Here is a 19,425-nt window from a genome sequence, read left to right on the forward strand (position 1 = left end):
GCCCTGAAGGGGCCTCGTCCTCAACCGCCGGACGGGCTGGATTGGCTGAGCGTGGCTCCGGAGTCTCCGGTCGCTCCTCCCCCGCCCGATAGACGGCCAGGATCTCGTTCGTCGACGTGTCCCGTACCGCGTTGAACCAGCGGCGGCAGCCCGCCGCGTGGGACCAGCGTTCCGCGAAGGGGCCCTTGGGGTTGGCGCGGAAGAAGAGGTACCTGGCCCACTCCTCGTCGGTGAGGGACGCCGGGTTCTCCGGGTACGGCACATGGGCCTGGCCGCCGTAGTGGAACTCGGCCTCGTCGCGCGGGCCGCACCACGGGCAGGGGATGAGCAGCATGTCGTTCGGCTCCCTTGAGGGTCCCTAGTGGGCCACCGCGGCCGCGCCGTGCTCGTCGACGAGCGCGCCGGTGGTGAAACGGTCGAGCGAGAAGGGGGCGTTGAGGGGGTGGGGCGTGTCGTGGGCGATGGTGTGGGCGTAGACCCAGCCGACGCCCGGGGTGGCCTTGAAACCGCCCGTGCCCCAGCCGCAGTTGAGGTAGAGGTTGTCCACGGGGGTGAGGCCGACGATCGGTGAGGCGTCGGGGCTGACGTCGACGATGCCGCCCCAGGTGCGCAGGACGTGGGCGCGGGCGAAGACCGGGAACAGCTCCAGCGCCGCCGACATCTGCTCCTCGATGATGTGGAACGCGCCGCGCTGCGTGTAGGAGTTGTACGCGTCGATGCCCGCGCCCATCACCAACTCGCCCTTGTGCGCCTGGCTGACGTACACGTGGACCGCGTTGGACATGACGACGGTCGGGTGGACCGGCTCCAGCAGTTCCGACACCAGCGCCTGCAACGGGTGGCTCTGGAGCGGGAGTTCGATGCCGGCCATGGCGGCGAGTACGGAGGTGTGGCCCGCCGAGCAGAGCGCCACCTTGCCCGCGGAGATCGGGCCGAGGCTGGTCCGCACGCCCACCACCCGGCCGCCGACCACGTCCAGGCCCGTCACCTCGCAGTTCTGGATGATGTCGACGCCGGCCGCGTCCGCCGACCGGGCCAGGCCCCAGGCCACGTGGTCGTGCTTGGCGATGCCGGCGCGCGGCTGGTAGGTGCCGCCGAGGACCGGGTAGCGGACGTCGGGTGAGGTGTTGACGATCGGGCAGACGTCCTTGACGCCGTCCGCGTCCAGCCACTCCGCGTCGACGCCGTTGAGGCGGTTGGCCTCGACGCGGCGCACGCTGTCGCGGACGTCCTGGAGGCTGTGGGCCAGGTTGAGCACGCCGCGCTGGGAGAAGAGGATCGGGTAGTCCAGCTCCTCGGCCAGGCCCTCCCAGAGCTTGAGGGCGTGCTCGTAGATGCCGGCGCTTTCGTCCCACAGGTAGTTGGAGCGGATGATCGTGGTGTTGCGGGCCATGTTGCCGCCCGCCAGCCAGCCCTTCTCCAGCACGGCGACGTTGGTGATGCCGTGGTTCCTCGCCAGGTAGTGGGCGGTGGCGAGGCCGTGTCCGCCGCCGCCGACGATGACGACGTCGTACGAGCGCTTCGGCTCGGGCGTGCGCCACAGCCAGTCGGGGTGTTCGGGAAGCTCGGCGCCGGGGGTGCGGGGGCTCATCGGGCGTCTCCGTTGTCGGACAGATGCGGGTAGAGCGGGTGCTTGGCGGCCAGCGCCTCGGTGCGGGCGCGCAGGGCCGCCACGTCGGGTTCCGGCTGGAGGGCGAGGGCGATGACGTCCGCCACCTCGGCGAAGTCCTCCTTGGTGAAGCCCCGGGTGGCGAGGGCGGGGGTGCCGATGCGCAGGCCCGAGGTGACCATGGGCGGGCGCGGGTCGAAGGGCACGGCGTTGCGGTTGACGGTGATGCCGATCTCGTGGAGCAGGTCCTCCGCCTGGCGGCCGTCCAGCGGGGATTCGCGCAGGTCGACGAGGACCAGGTGGACGTCGGTGCCGCCGGTGAGCACCTTCACGCCCGCGGCCGTCGCGTCCGGTCGGGTCAGACGCTCGGCGAGGACGCGGGCTCCGGCGAGGGTCCTCGCCTGCCGCTCGGCGAACTCCGGTGACGCGGCGACCTTGAAGGAGACCGCCTTCGCCGCGATGACATGCTCCAGCGGGCCGCCCTGCATGCCGGGGAACACCGCCGAGTTGATCTTCTTGGCGAGGTCGGCGTCGTCGGTGAGGATCACTCCGCCGCGCGGGCCGCCGAGGGTCTTGTGGGTGGTGGTCGTGGTGACGTGGGCGTGCGGTACGGGGTTCGGGTGCAGGCCCGCCGCGACCAGGCCGGCGAAGTGCGCCATGTCGACCATCAGCAGGGCGCCGACCTCGTCGGCGATCCGGCGGAAGGCCGCGAAGTCCAGGTGCCGGGGGTACGCCGACCAGCCCGCGATGATCATCTTGGGGCGGTGTTCCTTGGCGAGGCGCTCGACCTCGTCCAGGTCGACCAGGTTGTCGGCCTCGGAGACGTGGTAGGGCACGACGTTGAGCATCTTGCCGCTGTAGTTGATGCGCATGCCGTGGGTGAGATGGCCGCCGTGCGCGAGGTCGAGGCCGAGGACGGTGTCGCCGGGCCGCAACAGGGCGAAGAACACGGCGGTGTTGGCCTGGGCGCCGGAGTGCGGCTGGACGTTGGCGTACCCGGCACCGAACAGGGACTTGATCCGTTCGATCGCCAACCGCTCGGTGACGTCGACGTGTTCGCAGCCGCCGTAGTAGCGGCGGCCGGGATAGCCTTCGGCGTACTTGTTGGTGGCGACCGAGCCCTGGGCCTCCATCACGGCGGTGGGGGCGAAGTTCTCGGAGGCGATCATCTCGAGGGTGGACTGCTGGCGGTGCAGCTCGGCCCGCAGGGCCGCGTGGACCTCGGGGTCCAGCTCCGCCAGGGGGGTGTTCAGCGCGTTCATACGGCGTTCGCGTTCCTCTCGGCGGCCTCGACGACGTTGGCGGGCGACATCGCCCGGGTCATGGGGCCCACGCCCCCGGGCACCGGCGCCCAGCGCTCCGCGGGACGGGCCGCGACAGCCGGTCGGGCGGCAGCGGCGCCATCGTGGCTGGTCGCGCCCCGCGGCGGAGCCGCACGGTGACACAGCCCCGCGCCCCTTCGGGGCGCTGCCGAACCGGACCCGGCTCTGCCTGAGAGTTGTGCGGTCACCGGTGGTGCTCCTTGTCCTTGACGGCTAACCACGGAGACGGGACATGGTCGGGTCGAACAACGGCTCCTCGGTGACCACGGCCTCCACCCGCTGGTCGAAATACCCGATGTGCAGCACCGTCCCCGGCGCGGCCAGCTCCGTCGGGAGCCAGGCGTACGCGATCCCCTTGCCGATCGTGTAGCCGTACGCCGCGCTGGTGACGTAACCGACGGCCCGCTCGCCGTCGTACACCGGCTCCTTGCCGAGGACGACCGACCGCGGGTCGTCGATGGTGAGGCAGGTCAGCCTGCGCCCCACGTTCTCCCTGCGGTGCAGCAGCGCCGCCTTGCCGATGAAGTCCGGCTTGTCGAGCTTGACGGCGAAGTCCACGCCGGCCTCGTACGGGTCGTGCTCGTAGGTCATGTCGGTGCCGAAGGACCGGTAGCCCTTCTCCAGGCGCAGGCTGTTGAAGGCGCCGCGGCCGGCGATGACGCCGCCCAGCGGTTCGGCCGCCGCCCACAGCGTGTCCCAGAGCTTCTCGCCCAGGTCGGCGGTGGTGTACAGCTCCCAGCCGAGCTCACCGACGTACGACAGGCGCATGGCGGTGACCGGGACGGAGCCGATGTGGGCGCGCTTGGCGCGGAAGTACTTCAGCCCGTCGTTGGAGAAGTCCTCGTCCGTCAGCGGCTGCAGGACCTTGCGGGCCAGCGGCCCCCACAGGCCGATGCAGCAGGTGCCGGGCGTGATGTCACGGACCTGGACCGTGCCGTCGGCCGGCAGGTGGCGGGTGAACCAGTCGAGGTCCAGGTTGCCGTTGGCGCCGACCTGGAACAGGTCGCGGGCCAGCCGCGCCACCGTGATGTCGCTGCGGATGCCGCCGTCGTGGTCCAGGAGCAGCGTGTACGTCACCGAGCCGACCGACTTGGCGACCTTGCCGGTGACCAGCCGCTCCAGGAAGTCGGCGGCACCGGGGCCGCTGACCTCCAGGCGCTTGAGGGCGGTCATGTCGTACAGGGCGACGGTCTCACGGGTGGCCTGGGCCTCGGCGCCGACGATCGGCGACCAGTACCGCGCCGCCCAGTCGTTGGGGGTGGGGATGGAACGGCCTTCCACCAGGCGGGCGTTGGCCTCGTACCACTGCGGGCGCTCCCAGCCGTTCGCCTCCAGGAAGAACGCGCCGTGCTCCTGCTGGCGGGTGTGGAAGGGGCTCTTGCGGATCGGGCGCGGCTTTCCACTCGGCTGCAGCGGGTGGAGGATGTCGTAGACCTCGACGAAGTTCTGGCAGTCGCGGGCCAGGACGTACTCGGGGGTCAGCTGGTGCGGTTCGAAGCGGTTGACGTCGCACTCGTGCAGGTCGAAGGACGAGCAGTGGCCGTCGACCAGCCACTCGGCCATCGCCCGGCCCACGCCCGCGGAGTGGGTGACCCAGACGGCCTCGGCGACCCAGAAGCCCTTGACGTCCGGGGACTCGCCGAGCAGCGGGAAGTTGTCGGTGGTGAAGGAGAAGAGGCCGTTGATGCCCTCCTCGATCTTCGCGTCCTGGGTCGCGGGGAGCAGGGACTGTGTCTCGGTCCAGGCGGGCGCGAAGTCCTCCTCGGTGAACTTCAGCACCGAGGGCATCTGGTCGGCCGCGTCCACGGAGAGGATGTCGTCCGCCGAGATCGGCATGGGGCGGTGGCCGTAGTAGCCGATGCCGATGCCGTCGAAGCGGTCGCGGTAGTAGAGGTCGGCGTCCTGGTGGCGCAGGATCGGGCGGACCGCCTCCTCGGTCTGGCCGGCGAGGGCGGGAATGGGGCCGGTCCAGGCGAGCTGGTGGGCGAGCGGGGTCAGCGGGAGGTTCATGCCGGCCATGCGGGCGATCCTGGGGCCCCAGATGCCGGCGCAGCACACGACGATGTCGGCGTCGAGATCGCCGTGGTCGGTGCGGACGCCGGTGACCTCGCCGTCGGCCTGGAGGACGTCGAGGACCTCGTGGCGGGCGAGGAAGCGTACGCCGCGCCCGGTGGCCCGGCGGATCTGGGCCTCGACCGCGAGGACGGCCTTGGCCAGGCCGTCGGTGGGGACCAGGAGGCCGCCGAGGACCTTGTCACGGTCGACCAGGGGGTGCTGCTCGACGCACTCGTCGGGGGTCAGCAGGCGGGCCTCGACGCCCCAGGCGGTGATCCAGCCGTGCCGGCGGTGCAGTTCCGTCAGGCGCTCGGGGGTGGTGGCCACCTCGAGGCCGCCGACCTGCAGGAAGCAGGGCTTGCCGTCGACGTCGAGGGAGCAGAACTTCTCGACGGTGTAGCGGGCCAGCTCGGTCATGGTCTTCGACGAGTTCGTCTGGAAGACCAGGCCGGGAGCGTGCGACGAGGATCCTCCGGTGGCCGGGAGGGGGCCCTGGTCGACCACGGTCACTTCGGTCCAGCCTCGTGCGGAGATCTCGTCCGCGAGGGCCGCACCCACGACGCCCGCTCCGATGATCACCACTCGGGGTCCCGCCATCGCCGCACCTCCGAAATCAAACCGGTCAGTTGCTGCCTACGCAACACGATTCAGGTTGCGCAACTCAGCGTGCCTGCCGTCGGGAGGGGGTGTCAAGGGGTCCGTGACGTCGGAAAACGGCCCGTCAGGGCCGGAACACGGCAATGCCCGGCGGGCGGTGCGCTGCTGCGCGCACCGCCCGCCGGGCAGGTCCGACCGGTTCGTGCCGTGGGCTACTTGAGCCAGGCGTCCACCTTGTCCTTGTTGGCGTCGACCCACTTCTTGGCGGCCGCGTCGTCGGACAGCTTGTCCTGGGCGATGTACTTGGCGACCTCGTTCTGGTCGTCGTTCGTCCAGTTGAAGTTCTTCACCAGGTTGTAGGCGGGGCTGCCGGACTTGGCGAACTTCGCGCTGACGATCTTGTTGAGGTTGTAGACGGGGTAGTCGCAGGCGACCTTGGCCGCGTCCGCGTCACAGCCCGTCTTGTACGCGGGCAGACTGACCTTCTTCAGCGGCACCTCGGAAAGGAACCACTGCGGCTCGTAGAAGTAGCCGATGACCCACTTCTTGTTCTTCTCGGCGTCGCGGAAGGCCGTGATGAGGGCGGCCTCACTGCCCGCGTAGACCACCTTGAAGTTGAGGTTCAGGTTCTTCACCAGCGCCGCGTCGTTGGTGACGTAGGACGGGTCGCCGTCCAGGAGCTGGCCCTTGCCGCCCGACTCGGACGTCTTGAACTTCGCCGCGTACTTGTTGAGGTTCTTGTAGTCGAGGATGTCCGGGTGGGCCTTGGCCAGCCACGGCGGCACGTACCAGCCGATGATGCCCTTGTTGCCGGTCTGGCCGGCGTCCACGGCGGTCTTCTGCTGGTCGATGTACTTCTTCACCAGGTCGGCGTGGCCCCAGTTCTCCAGCACGGCGTCCACCTCGCCGGTGCCGAAGCCCTGCCAGGCGATCTGTTCCTTCAGGTTCTTCTTGTTGACCGTGCAGCCGAGGTTGTGCTGGGCGACGTACGCGACGACCGCCGCGTCGGCCTCGTAACCCACCCAGGGGTTGACCGCGAGGTTGAAGGTGCCGCACTTGCCGGAGCTGCCCGAGCTGCTGCCGGAGCCCGACGAGGTGTCGCCGACCTTCGCGCCGCCGCAGGCGGTGAGGGTGAGGCCGAGGACGGCCAGGCCGGCCGCGCCGGCTCGCCAGTGTCTTGCCATGGTGTGTCCTGCTCCTTTAAGCGCCGGCGCGTCGCGCCGCGGCCTGAGTGATCCGGTCGAACATGACTCCGAGCAGTACGATGGCGAGCCCTGCCGCCAGCCCCTTGCCGTACAGCTCGACCTGCGAGAATCCGGCCACGACGTCGTAGCCGAGGGCTCCTGCTCCTACCAGGCCGCCCACAACAACCATCGACAGCACGTAGATCAGGCCCTGGTTGGTCGCGAGCGTCAGGGCACTGCGTGACATCGGCAGTTGGACCTTGGTGATGATCTGCCAGGTGTTGCACCCGGCGGAGGTGGCCGCCTCCACGGTGGTCTCGGGCACCGCCCGGATCCCGTCCGCGATGATCTTCATGGCCACCGGGGCGCCGTAGACGATCGCGGCGACGATGGCCGTGAAGCGGGTGGCGCCGAACAGTGCGAGGAACGGCACCAGGTAGACGAAGGGCGGCATGACCTGGGCCGCGTCCAGGGTGGGCCGGATCGTCCGGTCCACCAGCGCGCTGCGACCCATCCACACGCCGAAGACGACGCCGAGGATCATCACCAGTACCGTCGCGACGATCGTCGAGGCGAGCGTGGTCATGGCGTCCGACCACACGCCGGTGGCGACCAGCAGCCCCACGCACACGGCGGTGGTGACCCCGGACTTCCAGCCGCCCAGCACCATGGCGAGGGCGATCAGCACCGCGCCGACCAGCCACCACGGGGAGTCGGTGAGCAGGGTCTGGAACGGGTTGAGCAGGCCGTTGGTGATGCCGTCACGGAAGGCGTTGGTCAGGCCCGACAGGTTGTCCTGCACCCAGGTGGCCGCGGTGTCCGTCGCACTCGCGATGTGGCTGCCGACGGTGCCGTCGCCGGGGAAGTCGGCCGCCCACAGGTAGGTGTGCGAGAGGTAGATCAGGACCACCGTGACCACGGCGCCGGCGCCCAGCAGGGCAGGGCGCCACCTGGTGAGGTCGTGCCTGGCGTTGCGCGCGTTCTCCTCGCGCGCGGCGGCCGCGGTGGTGACCCGGTCCAGCACGATCGCCAGGATCACGATGGCGAGGCCCGCGTTGAAGGCCGTGCCGACGTCGAGCGACTGCAGCGCCTGCAGGACGTTGACGCCGAGGCCCGGCGCGTTGATCAGGGCCGCGATGGTGACCATGGCCAGGGCGGCCATGATGGTCTGGTTGACGCCCATCACCACGGTCCGCTTGGACATCGGCAGCAGGACCTTCAGCAGCGACTGACGGCGCGTGGCACCGAGGGAGTCGGCCGCCTCGACGGTCGTCTTCGACACGTTGCGGATGGCGTGCGCCGTGATGCGGATCGTCGGCGGGGCCGCGTAGATCACGGTGGCGATGGTGGCCGACGCACCGCCGATGAGGAAGAACAGGGTCAGCGGCGCCAGGTAGACGAAGGTCGGCATCGTCTGCATGAAGTCCAGGAACGGTGTGATGAACCGGTTGAAGCGGTCCGAGAGTCCGGCCCACACCCCGAGCGGGATCGCGAAGAGCAGTGCCACGAACACCGCGCACAGGGTGAGCGCCAGGGTGTCCATGCTCTCCTGCCACAGGCCCTGCAGCCCGAGGAAGGTAAGACCGGCCACGGCCAGCAGGGCGACCTTCCAGTTGCCCAGGGCCCAGGAGACGAATCCGGCGAGGCCGACGACACCGAGCCAGCCGATCTGCGGGACCGGGCGGGCCCCCGACGGCTGGGAGATCAGGTGCTGGACGAAGGTCACGAGGTTGTCGATGACCAGCCGGATCTCGTTGAAGAAGTACAGAAAGAGCGGGTTGGAGTTGCGGTTGGCGCCGATGGAGTCGTTGAGGTCGTTGAGCCACCGGTGCAGGTCGGTCAGATCCGCCACCGCCAGCGACAGGGTCTGCTTGCCGCGCAGGACGGCGAAGAGCACCAGCCAGACGACGAGGATCGCGGCGATGACCACGGGCCGGCCGACCTTGCGCACGCTCCTTGCGGGCGCGGCCGGTGGCGCGGCCTCCGTCTGCTCCGGTTTCTCTATGGCGACGGTCATCAGGCGCCGCCTTCCTGCCCGGCGACGACCGACAGGATCTCCTCGTCGCCGACGATGCCGAGCAGCTTGCCGTTCTCGACGACCTTGACCGGCTTGTCGGCGGCCAGGACGGCCCGGGTGGCCTCCTTGACCACGACGTCCGGGCCCAGCTCGGGGCCGTCGAGTTCGTCGCCGTCCTCCGGGGCGCGCATGATCCAGCGCAGGGTGAGGACGTCTCCGCGCGGCACGTCCTTGACGAACTCACGGACGTAGTCGTCGGCGGGGGCTCCCACCAGCTCGTCGCCGGTGCCGCACTGGACCATCTTCCCGTCCCGCATGATGAGGATGCGGTCGCCCAGCTTGAGCGCCTCGGAGAGGTCGTGGGTGATGAACACCATGGTCTTGCCGACCTCGTGGTGCAGCCGGATGACCTCGTTCTGCATGTCGCGCCGGATGAGCGGGTCCAGCGCGGAGAAGGGCTCGTCGAAGAAGAGGACGTCCGGGTCGCCCGCCAAGGCCCGTGCCAGACCGACGCGCTGCTGCATACCGCCGGACAGCTGGTCGGGATACGACTTCTCGTAACCGGAAAGACCGACCAGTTCCACGACCTCCAGGGCGCGCTTGGTGCGCTCCGCCCTGCTCATGCCGCGGATCTCCAGGCCGAAGGCCACGTTGTCGACGACCCGGCGGTGCGGCAGCAGCCCGAAGTGCTGGAAGACCATGGAGAACTTGCGGCGCCGCAGGTCCCGCAGCCGGGCCGCGTCCGCCTCCCGGATGTCCTGGCCCTCGAAGACGACCTCACCCGTGGTGGGTTCGATCAGCCGGGTCAGACAGCGCACCAGGGTGGACTTGCCGGAACCCGACAGGCCCATGACGACGAAGACCTCGCCGGGCGCCACGTCGAAGCTGACGTCGCGCACGGCGGCGGTGCATCCGGTGCGGTCCATCAGCTCCCGGCGGGAGAGACCGCACAGTTCCTCGGACTCCGGCACCTTCTCGGCCTTGGGTCCGAACACCTTCCACAGCCTGCGCACGGATATGACCGGAGTGCCGTCCGAGTCCTGGGGCGTGCCGCGCCGCTGCGGCACCTCGGTCTGTGTGGGGGTCACGATCGACCTCTTTTCGGCGTTCAGCCGCGGAACCAGTGCTGCGGCCGGGGTTGGATGTTCTGCCAGACATGCTTGGGCTCTCGGTACTCGTTCAGGCCGGTCGGTCCCAACTCCCGGCCCACGCCCGAATGCCCGAAGCCACCCCACTCCGCCTGCGGCACATAGGGGTGGTAGTCGTTGATCCACACGGTGCCGTGGCGCAGCCGCCGGGCCAGGCGCTGGGCCTTGCCGGCGTCCTGGGTCCAGACGGCGCCGGCGAGGCCGTACTCGGTGTCGTTGGCGATGCGAACGGCGTCGTCCTCGTCGGTGAAACGCTCCACGGTGAGCACGGGCCCGAAGGACTCCTCGTGCACCACCCGCATGTCCTGTGTGCACTCATCGAGGACGGTCGGCGGGTAGTAGTGGCCGCCCGCGAGGGCCGGGTCGTCGGGCCGGGCACCGCCGCAGCGCAGTACGGCGCCCTCCGCCAGGCCCGCCGCGACGTACGCCTCGACCTTCGCCAGGTGCTGCGCGGAGATCAGCGCGCCGGTCTCGGCGTCGGGATCGAAGGGGCCGCCGAGGCGGATCCGCCGGGCGCGACGGACGACCTCGTCGACGAAGCGGTCGTGCAGCGAGTCCTCGACGATCAGCCGCGCGCCGGCCGAGCAGACCTGCCCGGAGTGCAGGAAGACCGCGGTCAGGGCGAAGTCGACGGCGGTGTCGAAGTCGGCGTCGGCGAAGACGACGTTGGGGTTCTTGCCGCCCAGTTCGAGAGCGACCTTCTTCACCGTGGCGGCGGCGGTCGCCATGATGTGCCGGCCGGTGTTCAGGCCGCCGGTGAAGGAGACCATGTCGACCGCCGGGTGCTCGGAGAGGGGCGCGCCCACCTCGGGGCCCGCGCCCAGCACGAGATTGGCCACACCCGCGGGAACTCCCGCCTCCTGAAGCGCCTTCATCAGCAGGACGGAGGTCGAGGGGGTGAGTTCGCTGGGCTTGAGGATGATCGTGTTGCCGGCCAGCAGAGCCGGGGCGACCTTCCAACTGGCCTGCAGCAGCGGGTAGTTCCAGGGGGTGATCAGTCCGCACACGCCGACCGGCTCGTAGACCACGCGGCTGATGGCGTCGTCGCGGCCGGTGTCGATCACGCGGCCGGCGTCGGTGCCGCCGAGGCCGCCGTAGTAACGGAAGCAGGAGACCACGTCGGCGATGTCGTACTCGCTCTCCACCAGGCGTTTGCCGGTGTCCAGCGACTCGGCGCGGGCGAACTCCTTGGCGTCGCGCTCGATGATGTCGGCGGTGCGCAGCAGCAGGGCGCCGCGTTCCCGCTCGGGGGTGTGCGGCCAGGGTCCTTCGTCGAAGGCGCGGCGGGCCGCGGCGATCGCCGCCTCGGTGTCGGCACGGGTGCCCTCCGATACGGTCGCGGCGAGCGTGCCGTCGGCGGGACATCGGATCTCGCGGCGGCCGCCGGCCACCGGCTCCCGCCATTCACCGTCCAGATACAGGTCTGCCACGCGCCCAGCCCTTCAACCGAAATGCGTTGCGCATCGTGCATCCAATTGCTTGTGGTGGAACACCTTGGCGAATGTGAAGACATACGTCAAGAGGTTCGCCGATGACGATTCAGCAAGGGCCCGACCGTCCGTTCTCTCTTGACCGAAGGACCCTTCCGCTTGGAGCATGTTGCGTATCGCTCACCAAGTTGTGCATTACGCACCGACGGAGGCCACCCATGTCCCCTCGTCCCCAGCCCGGCCGTGAGTACGTCCTCACCCTCTCGTGTCCCGACAGCGCGGGCCTCGTCCATGCCGTGAGCGGGTTCCTCGTCCGCAACTCGGGCAACATCCTGGAGAGCCAGCAGTTCGACGACCGGCTCCAGGGCCGTTTCTTCATGAGGGTCCACTTCGATGTTTCCGATCCGAGCGTCGGACTGGAACATCTGCGTTACCGGTTCGGACCCGTCGCCGAGGCCCACCACATCTCCTGGACGCTGCGGGACGCCGCCACCCCGACCCGGACGCTGATCACGGTGTCCAGGTTCGGGCACTGTCTGAACGACCTGCTCTTCCGCAAGCGCACCGGCGCCCTGAACATCGAGATCCCGGCGATCGTCTCCAACCACCGGGACTTCGAGAGCCTGGCGGAGACCTACGGCGTCCCCTTCCACCACGTCCCGGTCACCCGGGACACCAAGCCCGAGGCCGAGGCACGGCTCCTTGAGCTGGTGCGCGAACTGGACGTGGACCTCGTCGTCCTGGCCCGCTACATGCAGATCCTCTCCGACGACCTGTGCAAGCAGCTCGAGGGCCGCGCCATCAACATCCACCACTCCTTCCTCCCCAGCTTCAAGGGCGCCCGCCCCTACGAGCAGGCCTACGACCGGGGCGTGAAGCTGGTCGGCGCGACGGCGCACTACGTCACGCCGGACCTGGACGAGGGCCAGATCATCGAGCAGGACGTGGTCCGCGTGGACCACTCCCTCGACCCCGGCGAACTGGTCACGGTCGGCCGTGACGTCGAGGCACAGGTCCTGGCACACGCCGTGAAGTGGCACAGCGAGAGCCGGGTGATGGTCGACGGCAACCGCACGGTGGTCTTCCGCTGAGCGGGACACGGACGACACAGCCGAGGGGCGGGCCCAAGACACAGGCCCGCCCCTTCGTCGTATACGGCGATCAGCGGCCGAGTCGGTCCAGCAGGGACCGGCGCCAGGCCTCCGTCTCGGCGATCTGGTTGAAGGTGAACAGGTGCAGGCCCGCCACCCCCGCCGACGGCGCGGTCAGGGCCTGCTCGCAGCGCTCCAGCAGTCTCTGCGGCGAGTAGCCGCCGGGGGCGGCGAAGCGCAGGAACCACGACGCGTGCTTGGTCAGGAAGCGGGTCGACTCCCCCACGCCGATCTTCGTGGCCATCGCGAGCAGCTTCGCGCGCTGCACGGGTCCGGCGACACCGACGTACAGGGGCAGGGTGACGTCCCGGCGCCGCACCCGCGCGATCCACTCCGCCAGCACCCGCGGATCGAAGCAGAGGTTGCTGACGATGTACGTGGCGTGCTCGCGCTTGTCCCACATGGACTGGATCGTGACGTCGTCGTGGATGAGGGGATGGCTCTCCGGATATCCGGTGATCCCCCGGTGCGCGAAGGGGCTGCCCAGCTCGCTCAGCGCCCGCAGCACCGGCAGCGCGCCGTCGTACACCCCGGCCGGCGGATCGGCGTCGCCGGCCGGGACGAACACGTCGTCCACGCCGGCCTCGCGCAGCCGGGCCGCGACCTCCTTGAGGTGCACCTCGTCCCGCAGCAGCCGTGCCGGGACGTGCGGGACGACGCGGTAGCCGTGCGCGGCGAGCCTCTCCGTGAGGGCCAGGGTCGGCTCCAGGCCCTTGACCGGCGACGCCGTCACCGTGACGACGACGTCACGCGGGACATGGGCGAGGACCTTCTCCTCGGTCGTCCTGGCCGGCAGCACCTCGTAGCGGACGCTGCCGAGCAGCGCCCCGAGCCCCGTGGCGGCCAAGACCTACCCCGCCTGCTTCTGGGCGTCGCGGTGGCGGTAGTACGCGGCCTTCGACGGAGCGAGCGGTTCCTTGCCCAGGATCAGGTCGGCGGCCTTCTCGGCGATCATCATCACCGGCGCGTAGATGTTGCCGTTGGTGACGTACGGCATCACGGAGGCGTCGACGACGCGCAGCCCCTCGACGCCGTGCACCCGCATGCTGGTCGGGTCGACGACGGCCATGTCGTCCGTGCCCATCTTGCAGGTGCAGGACGGGTGCAGGGCGGTCTCGCCCTCCTTGGCGACCCAGGCGAGGATCTCCTCGTCCGACTCCACCTTCGGTCCCGGCGAGATCTCACCACCGTTGTAGGGGGCGAGCGCGGGCTGGTTGAGGATCCTGCGGGCGACCCGGATCGCCTCGACCCATTCCCGGCGGTCCTGCTCGGTGGAGAGGTAGTTGAAGCGCAGGGCCGGGTGCTCGCGCGGGTCCCTGCTCTTGATCTTCACCGAGCCGATGGCGTCGGAGTACATGGGTCCGACGTGCACCTGGTAGCCGTGGCCGCCGGCCGGTGAGGAGCCGTCGTAGCGGACGGCGACCGGCAGGAAGTGGAACATCAGGTTGGGGTAGTCGACGTCCTCGTTGCTGCGGGCGAAGCCGCCGGCCTCGAAGTGGTTGGTCGCGGCCGGTCCCTTCCGGAACAGCCACTGCAGCCCGATGAAGGGGGCGCGCCACTTCGCCATGTACGGCTGCAGGGAGACGGGCTGCTTGCAGGCGTACTGGACGTAGACCTCGAGGTGGTCCTGCATGTTCTCGCCGACGCCCGGCAGGTCGTGGACGACGTCGATGCCGAGGGCGCTCAGCTCCGCCGCGTTGCCGACGCCGGAGAGCTGGAGCAGCTGCGGCGAGTTGATCGCGCCGCCGCACAGGATCACTTCCCTGGCGCGGACCTGCTGCGGGGCGCCCCTGCCGTGCCGGTACTCGACGCCGACGGCGCGCTTGCCCTCGAACAGGACGCGGGTGACGAGGGTCCGGGTCCTGACGGTGAGGTTGGGGCGCTTCCTGACGGGCTTGAGGTACGCCTTGGAGGCCGACAGCCGGCGTCCGCGGTGGACGTTGCGGTCGAACTTGGCGAAGCCTTCCTGCCGGTAGCCGTTGACGTCGTCGGTCGGGGCGTAGCCGGCCTCCTCGGTGGCCTTCTGGAAGGCGGTGAAGAGCGGGTTGGTGGCGGGACCGCGCTCCAGGACGAGGGGACCGTCGTGGCCGCGGAACTCGTCGTCCGGGTCGGCGGCGAGACAGTTCTCCATGCGCTTGAAGTAGGGCAGACAGTGCGCGTAGTCCCAGGTCTCCATCCCGGGGTCGGCGGCCCAGCGCTCGTAGTCCATGGGGTTGCCGCGCTGGAAGATCATGCCGTTGATGCTGCTGGAGCCGCCGAGCACCTTGCCGCGGGCGTGGTAGACGCGGCGTCCGCCCATGTGCGGCTCGGGCTCGGACTCGTACTTCCAGTCGTAGAACCGGCTGCCGATCGGGTAGGTCAGGGCCGCGGGCATGTGGATGAAGACGTCCCACGGGTAGTCGGACCGGCCGGCCTCCAGCACCAGCACCCGGTTGGCCGGGTCCGCGGAGAGCCTGTTCGCCAGTGCGCTGCCTGCCGAACCGCCGCCGACGATGACGAAGTCGTACTGCAGGGGAGCCATGGTGCCTCGTCTCGCTCGCGCCGTCGATACGCGAGGCATGCTAATACGCGTAGCGCTATACGCACTAGGTTGCGTGGCGCGCAACTTAACCTTCAGCGCGAAACGGAGTCGGAGCGACCTTTACCATGCGAAAGGTCCTGGTCACGGTCGCCGAGGTAAACGCCTTGTACCGTACTGCGCGTATAGTTTCGCTGTGAGCAACCACAGCCAAGACACCGAAACGACGAATTCGCAGGCCGGCGGGGTGCAGTCGGTCGATCGAGCCATCAGCGTCCTCGAGATCCTGGCCCACCGTGGGGAGGCCGGCGTCAGTGAGGTGGCCGCCGAGATCGACGTTCACAAGTCCACCGCGTTCCGGCTGCTCGGTGCCCTGGAGGCGCGGGGTCTGGTGGAGCAGGCCGGCGAGCGCGGCAAGTACCGGCTCGGCTTCGGCATCGTGCGGCTGGCCGGCGCGGTCACCGGGCGCCTCGACATCACCCAGCAGGGCCGCCCGGTCTGTGAGCGTCTCGCCGAGGAGATCGGCGAGACCATCAACATCGCGGTGATGCAGGAGCACTTCGCGATCAACCTCTACCAGGTGCGCGGTCCGGCGGCCGTCGCCGCGCACAACTGGGTCGGCGAGCTGACCCCGCTGCACGCCACCTCCAGCGGCAAGATCCTCCTCGCCCACCTGCCCACCAAGGAGCGCGCGGCGCTGCTCGCCGAGGCCGGGCTGAAGAAGGTCACCCCCCACACCATCACCGCGAAGGCGAAGCTGGAGAAGAACCTCGCCGACGCACGGGAGCACGGCTACGCCTTCACCCTGGAGGAGCTGGAGATCGGCCTGCACGCCATGGCCGCCCCGATCCGCAACCAGGACGGCGAGGTCATCGCGGCACTCAGCGCCTCGGGGCCGTCGTACCGCTTCACCGAGGAGCGGCTGCACGAACTGGCCCCGGTGCTGCTCAAGGGCGCCGAGGAGATCAGTCACCGCATGGGCTACCTGGGCTGAGTCACCGTACCCAGCCGCTCGTTGACCCAGTCGTGGAAGGCGCCGATGTGGTGCTCGCTGGGCACCAGCACGCCTCCCTTGGCGTACATCCGGGAGTGCATGCCGGGCTGGGTGCGCTCGCACGCCTCGAAGTCCTGCCGGTTGACCCGGTCGAAGAGCTCCACGGAGCGACTGACGTCCTTGCCGCTGTCGACGACGTGCGGGAGGTAGAGCCAGTCGCACTCGACGATCGTGCGGTCGACGGCCACCGGGTACATGCGGTGGAAGATGACGTGGTCGGGGACGAGGTTGATGAAGACCTGCGGCTTGACGGTGATCGCGTAGTAGCGGCGGTCCTGGTCCTCGGCGACCCCCGGTATGCGCTCCAGCCCCTCGCTGCCGTCGACGGTGAAGCCCTGGATCTCCGCACCGAACTCGGCGCCGTGGCCGACGTAGTACTGGGCGGCGTAGCCGTCGGCGAACTCCGGGAGCACCTCGGTCAGTTCGGGGTGGATCGTGGCGCAGTGGTAGCACTCCATGAAGTTCTCGATGATGAGCTTCCAGTTCGCCCTGACGTCGTAGACGATGCGCCGGCCGACCGAGAGGTTGTCGATGTCGTAGTGGTCGATGGACTCGACGTCGCCGAGCCGCTCGACCACGGCGCCGATCACGTCCTCCTCGAAGGAGGGCGGGTTCTCCGCGAGGCACACCCACACATAGCCCAGCCACTCGCGCACGGCGACGCTCACCAGGCCGTACTCGGTGCGGCCGACGTCGGGCATCTTGGTGAGGTTGGGGGCGGCGACGAGCTTGCCGTTCAGGTCGTACGTCCAGGCGTGGTACGGGCATTGGAAGGCCCGCTTGACCTCGCCGGTCTCCTCGGTGCAGAGCCGGGCCCCGCGGTGCCGGCAGACGTTGAAGTACGCGCGGATCGAGTTGTCCCGGGCGCGGGTGACGAGGATGCTCTCGCGGCCCACGTCGACGGTGCGGAAGGCGCCCGGCTTGGCCAGCTCGGCGGCGCGCGCCACGCAGAACCACATGGTCTCGAAGATGCGCTCCTGCTCCTGGGCGAAGATCCCGGGGTCCGTATAGGAGGTGCCGGGCAGGGTGGCGATCAGGCTGTCCGGCAGGCTGGTCGAGGTCACGGTGCACTCCTCGGGAATCGTCGTGGAGGGATCATTCACGCGGCGAGCTGTTTGCGCAGGCGGGTGAACAGGCGCGGCTGGTTCATCCCGAGCACGGCGACGGGCCGGCCCGAACGCCGGTAGACGGCGAGGACGTTGCGGTCCTCGGCGGCGCCTTCCTCGATGGTCACGCTGTCGGCGCCGGCCGCGTGACCGGCGAACTGGATCTTTATGCCGTACTGGTCGGACCAGAAGTACGGCGGCCGGGGCACCCCCGGTTCCACCGCGCCGCCCGCGAGCAGCGTGGTGACGGCGGCGCCGGGCCGCTCCCGGGCGCCGGTCCAGTGCTCGACGCGGCGGTGCAGGCCCGCACGCGGGTCGTACCAGTTGGCGCAGTCGCCGACCGCGACCACACCGGCCAGGCTGGTGCGGCCGTCGGCGCCGCACTTGACGCCGTTGTCGAGGTCGACGCCGGATCCCGCCAGCCACTCGACGCAGGGGCGTGCCCCCACGCCGACGACCACGATGTCGGCGGGGACCGTCCGGCCGTCCTCCAGCAGGACCGCGTCGACACGCTTCTCGCCGCCCAGCCCCTTCACGCCGACCCCGCACAGCAGTCGTACGCCGTGGTCGGCGTGGAGGGCGGAGACGAGGGCGCCCATGGTCTCGCCCAGGGGGCCGGCCAGCGGTGTCGGAGCCGCTTCGACCACCGTCACGTCCAGGCCGAGGGCGCGGGCGGTGGAGGCGACCTCGGCGCCGATGAAGCCGCCGCCGATCACCACCAGCCGTCCGCCGCGGGCGAGTTCGTCGCGCAGGGCGCGGGCGTCGTCCAGGGTGCGCAGGGTGTGCACCCCGGCCAGCCCCGCGGAGCCGGGCAGGGTGCGGGCGGCGGCGCCGGTCGCGATGACGACGCCGTCGGCGCGCAACTCCCGTCCGTCGGCGAGGCGCACGGCACGGTCGCGGGCGTCGAGGCCGACGGCACGGGCGCCGAGCAGCCATTCGGCCCCCAGGTCCTCGTCGTCGGTCTCCAGCCCCAGGTCCGCCTCGCCGAGGGTGCCGGCCAGGAACTCCTTGGACAACGGCGGCCTGTCGTAGGGGCGGTGGAACTCCTCGCCGATGACGACGAGCCGCCCGTCGTAGCCCTGCGCCCGCAGCGAGCGCGCCGCCGACAGTCCCGCCAGCGACGCGCCCACGACGGCCACGGTCCTCACGCGGGACCTCCGGCCAGCCGGGAGGCGACGCAGGGCGGCAGGTTGGGGGCGTCCGTGGACACCCGCACGTAGATCATCCCGTCCTCGAGAACGACCTCGTGCGTACGCACCGGGAGCTTGGCCGGCGGGGCGTCGACGGCGCCGGTGCGCAGGTCGAACTTCGAGGCGTGCAGCGGGCATTCCACCTCGCAGCCCTCCAGCCAGCCGTCGGCGAGCGAGGCGTCCTGGTGGGTGCAGGTGTCGTCGATGGCGAAGACCTCGCCGTCGTCGGTGTGGAACACCGAGACCGGCGGATCGATGTCGAGCCGGAAGGCCTCGCCTCGCGGAAGATCCGCGAGACGGCACGCGGGAATCATCATGACACCTCGGTGCGTATAGCGAAACGGATTGCGGTAAGCGCAACATCAGTCTGAGGTCGCCCCAGAACCCTTGTCAAGGAGTTCAGAGGCCTTGTCGAACCCTGCCGATTGTTGCTCTTCATGCAACTTCTATCGCAATAAGCAACAAATGCAGGGCAGGGGTCGACCCTTCGATCGGTACGTCCGGGCAGGTCAGACGGTCAGTGACCGCGTGCGATCCACTCCTGCAGGTGCGGGGCCTCCGCACCGACGGTGGTCGTCTCCCCGTGACCGGTGTGCACGACGGTCGCACCGGGCAGCGTCAGCAGCCGCTCGCGGATCGACTCGACGATGGTCGGGAAGTCGCTGTACGAGCGTCCGGTGGCTCCGGGTCCGCCCGCGAAGAGGGTGTCGCCGCTGAAGAGCGCTCCCAGGGCCGGCGCGTACAGGCAGACCGCGCCGGGGGCGTGGCCGGGGGTGTGCAGCACGGTCAGCTCGACACCCGCCACGGACAGCACCTGCCCGTCGGCCAGTTCCGCGTCCGGCGTCCGGTCGGGGTGGGTCTGCTTCCACAGCGGCAGGTCGTCGGGGTGCAGCAGGACGGGGGCGCCGGTGCGGGCGGCGAGGGCGGGGGCGGCGTCGATGTGGTCGTTGTGGGCGTGGGTGCACACGATCGCCCGCAGCCTCCGCCCGCCGACGGCGCCGGCGATGGCGTCCGCGTCGTGCGCGGCGTCGACGACGATCACCT

At 69.9% G+C, this 19,425-nt stretch carries 16 protein-coding genes and 1 pseudogene; 2 read left to right on the plus strand and 15 right to left on the minus strand.

Features of this window, described 5'->3' with window-relative positions:
• The 9 genes and pseudogenes from GRC12_RS26485 to GRC12_RS26525 form a co-directional block, all read right to left on the minus strand.
• The coding region (locus GRC12_RS26485) for a sarcosine oxidase subunit delta (RefSeq protein ID WP_208781869.1) at positions 1–334 on the minus strand (334 nt) is incomplete at its 3' end.
• A gap of 24 nt (positions 335–358) precedes the next feature.
• The gene (locus tag GRC12_RS26490) at positions 359–1,591 is read right to left on the minus strand and encodes a sarcosine oxidase subunit beta family protein (RefSeq protein ID WP_208781870.1); all 1,233 of its coding nucleotides are present in this window, start codon (positions 1,589–1,591) and stop codon (positions 359–361) included.
• Positions 1,588–2,871 carry a serine hydroxymethyltransferase gene (gene glyA, locus GRC12_RS26495; protein WP_208781871.1) on the minus strand — a complete coding sequence of 428 codons (1,284 nt, stop codon included), beginning with the start codon at positions 2,869–2,871 and terminating at the stop codon, positions 1,588–1,590. Before glyA ends, GRC12_RS26490 begins: the two co-directional genes overlap by 4 nt.
• Positions 2,868–2,960, minus strand: a pseudogene (locus GRC12_RS26500) (bifunctional methylenetetrahydrofolate dehydrogenase/methenyltetrahydrofolate cyclohydrolase); the annotation flags it as partial. The pseudogene GRC12_RS26500 and the gene glyA, both read right to left, overlap by 4 nt.
• A gap of 184 nt (positions 2,961–3,144) precedes the next feature.
• Positions 3,145–5,583, minus strand: a complete 2,439-nt coding sequence (locus tag GRC12_RS26505; protein ID WP_208781872.1) for a GcvT family protein — start codon at positions 5,581–5,583, stop codon at positions 3,145–3,147.
• A gap of 212 nt (positions 5,584–5,795) precedes the next feature.
• Positions 5,796–6,767 carry an ABC transporter substrate-binding protein gene (locus GRC12_RS26510; protein WP_208781873.1) on the minus strand — a complete coding sequence of 324 codons (972 nt, stop codon included), beginning with the start codon at positions 6,765–6,767 and terminating at the stop codon, positions 5,796–5,798.
• A 16-nt stretch (positions 6,768–6,783) separates the two neighbouring features.
• Positions 6,784–8,784, minus strand: a complete 2,001-nt coding sequence (locus tag GRC12_RS26515; RefSeq protein WP_208781874.1) for an ABC transporter permease — start codon at positions 8,782–8,784, stop codon at positions 6,784–6,786.
• Positions 8,784–9,872, minus strand: coding sequence for a quaternary amine ABC transporter ATP-binding protein (locus GRC12_RS26520; RefSeq protein ID WP_208781875.1), 1,089 nt, complete (start codon positions 9,870–9,872; stop codon positions 8,784–8,786). Before GRC12_RS26520 ends, GRC12_RS26515 begins: the two co-directional genes overlap by 1 nt.
• A gap of 20 nt (positions 9,873–9,892) precedes the next feature.
• Positions 9,893–11,362 carry an aldehyde dehydrogenase family protein gene (locus GRC12_RS26525; protein ID WP_208781876.1) on the minus strand — a complete coding sequence of 490 codons (1,470 nt, stop codon included), beginning with the start codon at positions 11,360–11,362 and terminating at the stop codon, positions 9,893–9,895.
• A gap of 218 nt (positions 11,363–11,580) precedes the next feature.
• Between GRC12_RS26525 and purU the strand changes: the two genes are divergently transcribed.
• Positions 11,581–12,453 carry a formyltetrahydrofolate deformylase gene (gene purU / locus GRC12_RS26530; RefSeq protein WP_208781877.1) on the plus strand — a complete coding sequence of 291 codons (873 nt, stop codon included), beginning with the start codon at positions 11,581–11,583 and terminating at the stop codon, positions 12,451–12,453.
• 70 nt (positions 12,454–12,523) lie between these two features.
• On the opposite strand, the gene GRC12_RS26535 is transcribed toward purU, so the two are convergent.
• Both GRC12_RS26535 and betA read right to left on the minus strand, forming a co-directional pair.
• Positions 12,524–13,360, minus strand: coding sequence for a 5,10-methylenetetrahydrofolate reductase (locus GRC12_RS26535; protein ID WP_208781878.1), 837 nt, complete (start codon positions 13,358–13,360; stop codon positions 12,524–12,526).
• Between the two features lie 3 nt (positions 13,361–13,363).
• Positions 13,364–15,034 (minus strand): choline dehydrogenase, encoded by a 1,671-nt coding sequence (gene betA, locus GRC12_RS26540; RefSeq protein WP_208781879.1) that lies wholly within the window; start codon positions 15,032–15,034, stop codon positions 13,364–13,366.
• Between the two features lie 244 nt (positions 15,035–15,278).
• On the opposite strand from betA, the gene GRC12_RS26545 reads away from it, so the two are divergent.
• On the plus strand, positions 15,279–16,025 hold the full coding sequence (locus tag GRC12_RS26545) for an IclR family transcriptional regulator (protein ID WP_208781884.1): 747 nt from the start codon (positions 15,279–15,281) through the stop codon (positions 16,023–16,025).
• Here GRC12_RS26545 and GRC12_RS26550 read toward each other — a convergent pair.
• From GRC12_RS26550 to GRC12_RS26565, 4 genes are all read right to left on the minus strand, one after another.
• Positions 16,013–17,149, minus strand: a complete 1,137-nt coding sequence (locus GRC12_RS26550; RefSeq protein WP_208781880.1) for an aromatic ring-hydroxylating oxygenase subunit alpha — start codon at positions 17,147–17,149, stop codon at positions 16,013–16,015. The two genes, GRC12_RS26545 and GRC12_RS26550, sit on opposite strands and share 13 nt — an antisense overlap.
• Positions 17,150–17,184: 35 nt before the next feature.
• Positions 17,185–18,339, minus strand: coding sequence for an NAD(P)/FAD-dependent oxidoreductase (locus GRC12_RS26555; protein WP_208781881.1), 1,155 nt, complete (start codon positions 18,337–18,339; stop codon positions 17,185–17,187).
• Positions 18,336–18,698 (minus strand): bifunctional 3-phenylpropionate/cinnamic acid dioxygenase ferredoxin subunit, encoded by a 363-nt coding sequence (locus GRC12_RS26560; protein WP_208781882.1) that lies wholly within the window; start codon positions 18,696–18,698, stop codon positions 18,336–18,338. Before GRC12_RS26560 ends, GRC12_RS26555 begins: the two co-directional genes overlap by 4 nt.
• 200 nt (positions 18,699–18,898) lie before the next feature.
• The coding region (locus GRC12_RS26565) for an MBL fold metallo-hydrolase (RefSeq protein ID WP_208781883.1) at positions 18,899–19,425 on the minus strand (527 nt) is incomplete at its 5' end.

It is taken from the genome of Streptomyces griseorubiginosus, from assembly GCF_017614965.1.
Classification (GTDB): domain Bacteria; phylum Actinomycetota; class Actinomycetes; order Streptomycetales; family Streptomycetaceae; genus Streptomyces; species Streptomyces griseorubiginosus_B.

Bases quoted from the DNA above. Each gene is read 5' to 3' on its own strand.
- GRC12_RS26490 (WP_208781870.1), bottom strand. From the start codon at position 1,591: ATGAGCCCCCGCACCCCCGGCGCCGAGCTTCCCGAACACCCCGACTGG.
- glyA (WP_208781871.1), bottom strand. From the start codon at position 2,871: ATGAACGCGCTGAACACCCCCCTGGCGGAGCTGGACCCCGAGGTCCAC.
- GRC12_RS26505 (WP_208781872.1), bottom strand. From the start codon at position 5,583: ATGGCGGGACCCCGAGTGGTGATCATCGGAGCGGGCGTCGTGGGTGCG.
- GRC12_RS26510 (WP_208781873.1), bottom strand. From the start codon at position 6,767: ATGGCAAGACACTGGCGAGCCGGCGCGGCCGGCCTGGCCGTCCTCGGC.
- GRC12_RS26515 (WP_208781874.1), bottom strand. From the start codon at position 8,784: ATGACCGTCGCCATAGAGAAACCGGAGCAGACGGAGGCCGCGCCACCG.
- purU (WP_208781877.1), top strand. From the start codon at position 11,581: ATGTCCCCTCGTCCCCAGCCCGGCCGTGAGTACGTCCTCACCCTCTCG.
- betA (WP_208781879.1), bottom strand. From the start codon at position 15,034: ATGGCTCCCCTGCAGTACGACTTCGTCATCGTCGGCGGCGGTTCGGCA.
- GRC12_RS26560 (WP_208781882.1), bottom strand. From the start codon at position 18,698: ATGATGATTCCCGCGTGCCGTCTCGCGGATCTTCCGCGAGGCGAGGCC.